The sequence below is a fragment of the Candidatus Jidaibacter acanthamoeba genome, assembly GCF_000815465.1.
GTDB lineage: Bacteria > Pseudomonadota > Alphaproteobacteria > Rickettsiales > Midichloriaceae > Jidaibacter > Jidaibacter acanthamoebae.
Map to the genome: position 1 here is coordinate 1 of NZ_JSWE01000165.1, position 3528 is coordinate 3528.

Consider the following 3528-nt stretch of genomic DNA (forward strand, 5'->3'; position numbering starts at 1 on the left):
TTAGGGGGTCAAATAGACTGAAACTCTAAGGGGTCAATATCAATGACATTCAACATTTAGCAATTCACTATACTCTTTTGTTCTATCATTAACCCCTAATTTTTTTATTTCTTTTATAAGAAATAACTGCAGAGTTAATTTCAATTTTCTCAGCTCAATTGCTATAAGCTCTTGTTTAATATTTTTATATTGTGCTTGTAAATCAATTATAGAAATATTTTTTTCAGCAATTTGTTCAAAGAGCTCACTAATTCCTTCTGCAGCCCTAAGATTTACTTTAACTATATCAACACCCTGAAATTCTTGTTTTAATTCCTGTAATGATTGTTCTGAAACGCTATTTATAGAACAATCCACGGCAATAATAATAGATTTTTTGTCGGCATTATAATGAGAATTCGCTCTTTTTATTTTACAAAAAAGGTTGAAATCTTTTTTATGGTTTTCTATTAGTTTGCTCGCATCTAACACTAATATAGAATCAGCACCTTCTATGGCACGGTCATTGCTAAATGCATAATTAAATTGAGGGTGACACCAAATCATAAACTCTATTACATTATCATTATACTTTAGTATTCTTCTGTGCTCTTGACCTCCATCATAATGATTGGTAAACCTTGCAGCTAACTCATAGCTTAATTCGCTTCCAGAATCTACCAGCATCACTTTGCATTTAATATCTCTCATATATCTCTACTTAAATTATATTATTATTCTACAACTACTTTTATTTATATAAACCTTAAGTAAGATGATTATCGGCTTTTTCTTGTAGTAAGCGTGCTCGATAATCTACTGCTTTATGTGGCATATAAGCTTCCCCTCCGGCTTCTTTAATGCCATCTACTTAGCCTCTGTACTAACTAAGCATTCCACTACTTCATATGCTTTATTTGCTAATGCTAGCTCAACGCAGTTAAATCTTCTGCATTTTTTAATTCTAACTCAGGTTTGGTAATTAGTATTCTTTCCACCATTTCCAAGTTACTGCTCCGTACGGCTTTATGCAAAGAAGCTTTATTACCTTTTACACCAATAAAGCTTCGGTTAGTTACTAGAATACAGCTGGCAACATATCAACTAGCTGAGAAAAAAAGTTACTAATCATACTATCGCCACCTAAGGAATCTTCAATATTCTCCGTGCCGAACACTATATAGCTTACTCCTGAGTCGCCATGAGCAAAAGGAGCTCCTATAGCAAAATCTGCAATGCCGTCATTGTTTACGTCACCCACTCCACTTACTGAATAACCCATAGAATCTTCCGAGCGCACTTTATTTATTTGAAAACCGTGACTGCCGTTTAGATTATACTGGTTGATGTATATCTCAGGTGGAAACCCGAGTTTATCTCCAAATAATACATAGCTTGTTTCCTGGCCTCCACACGCATTATAAGATTTACTTATAATTAAATCATTCAAGCCATCATTATTTATATCACCCGCGCCTTTTACTTTTAAGCTTGCACCCGTACTATCCTTAATAGCAAAACCGTTGTTTCCGTTAATACCTGATACACTAAAAGGATTAGAAAAATCTTTACTACCGTATAATATATAATTTGTCGGATTACCGCCGCATGGACCTGAACTGTCAGAAGACACGACCAAATCATTTAAGCCGTCACCGTTTACATCTCCTATACCGCTCACTGATGAACCAAGATAACTATTCTTGCTATCTCCTTGTATTTTAAACCCGTTATTACCCTCAATATACGGATATATATGCTGCGGTGCATTTCCCGATCCCTTTCCGTATACTACGTAGGCAGCTCCTATGCCATTATCAGCATTACGAGCACCTATGATTATATCATCCAAACCATCACCGTTAATATCCCCTAATTTGCCGATTGACTGTCCTGAAATACTATTTTGTTCCCCATAAATTGTAAGGCCTTTCCATTGTACTAAATTAGTCAGATTTACAATCGGAGGTAATGGTAAGTTGCTTCCGTACAGTACATAACTTACTCCACCCCCATTATTTATTATTCCTTGAGGTGCACTTATAACAATATCATCCAGGCCGTCACCGTTCATATCACCGGCACCGCTTACCGACATACCTAAAGAACTTCCTTTCTCTTTATCATCTCCGATAATTGCAAAACCATTACTACCGTCAAGATCAGAAACATTTATAGTGGAAGGAAAGCCGGATTTGCTGCCGAATACTACATAACCTTCCCCTAGCTGGTTATTTTTACCGGGAGCTCCTATAATTATATCATGCAAACCATCTCCATTTATATCGCCTGCTCCGCTTACTGAAAAGCCTAACGCGTCGCTTGAGTTTTCTCCAATTATTTGAAAACCATTACTACCGTTAAGATTAGAAACACTAAGTTTAGAAGAGAATTTAGAATCTTTTCCAAAAATGACATAAGCTTTACCTGCATATTTATTTGCAGCCTGAGCTCCTACAATTATATCATTTATACCGTCACCGTTGACATCTCCCGCACTGCTTATTTGCCAACCTAATTCACCGTTATCATCGCCAATTAATTTAAACCCGTTTTTTCCGTTAAGGGAAGATAAGTAGAAGGGGTTATTTAATGAAGTCATATTATTATCCTCATATTAAAGGTTTGTTGTTAACTTTTCTTGAAATATGAAAAAGTTATAAGCTTAGTTTAATTAAATAATGTTCATAATCCATATAAATAATGTTACAATAACTAAATCGCTATTAATTTTTTATTTTAAATTATTGTTAACTTATTATTATTCCTTATTATCACATGTTGTGGTTTCAGTCGGTAGGAATGTCTGTGCGGCCTTGTTGCTCAGATAGGGATTAGAGGTAGAAATTAACAAAAGACTTAAAGAATTAAAATAAGAAAGCTAATATTCGGTCGTTAATTTGACCACTATGTATTATATATTCACCAAGGTTTAACTTCTTCGCTACATCTAATAAATGTACCATCATTTCTTACCAGATTTGATACCCTATTATTTAACTCCCCTTTTTTACTTTTAGGGTTTTGTTCAAGCACTATACTTGTTACTGCAAGCTCTAATGCTCTATCTCCTAAAAACTCTAAACGCTCATTAGTTTTTTGATGCTGCTGTTGTGATGACTTTGTATCATTTGCTACTGTTTTTGTTAATGCTTCTATTAACAATGCTTTATCATTAAATTTATATTTAAGCTCTCTTTCCAAGATGCTAAACTTTCCAGGCTCTATAAAATCTCTGTTATTTCTGGTCGCTTTCATAATTGTTGCACCTTGCTAATATTGGATTTAATTAATCTAGCTTTAATAAATAATACTACTTAATTATTAAGTAAAACTAATTATTATTAAAATTATATGGTGATTTTATTGATGCTTAATTATTACCACTATGTATCACATAAGCAAACAGGGGTTATCATACTCTTGCACTATCTGCATAGAACGTTTGTACTTTCCTAAAGCAGGAATAATATCATTATATAAAATATGAGTATCCATTTCAAACTTCATTGAAATTATAGACTTAAACTCCCATTCAAGAGACTGCCT

General features: G+C 33.9%; 3 protein-coding genes. All 3 read right to left on the reverse strand.

Features of this window, described 5'->3' with window-relative positions; genetic code table 11:
* Positions 1-39: 39 nt before the first annotated feature.
* Positions 40-690, reverse strand: coding sequence for a hypothetical protein (locus NF27_RS07885; RefSeq protein ID WP_039457998.1), 651 nt, complete (start codon positions 688-690; stop codon positions 40-42).
* A 367-nt stretch (positions 691-1057) separates the two neighbouring features.
* The gene (locus tag NF27_RS13055) at positions 1058-2581 is read right to left on the reverse strand and encodes an FG-GAP repeat protein (RefSeq protein ID WP_053332691.1); all 1524 of its coding nucleotides are present in this window, start codon (positions 2579-2581) and stop codon (positions 1058-1060) included.
* Between the two features lie 320 nt (positions 2582-2901).
* Positions 2902-3237 carry a ribonuclease III domain-containing protein gene (locus NF27_RS07895; RefSeq protein WP_053332692.1) on the reverse strand — a complete coding sequence of 112 codons (336 nt, stop codon included), beginning with the start codon at positions 3235-3237 and terminating at the stop codon, positions 2902-2904.
* Positions 3238-3528: the final 291 nt, after the last annotated feature.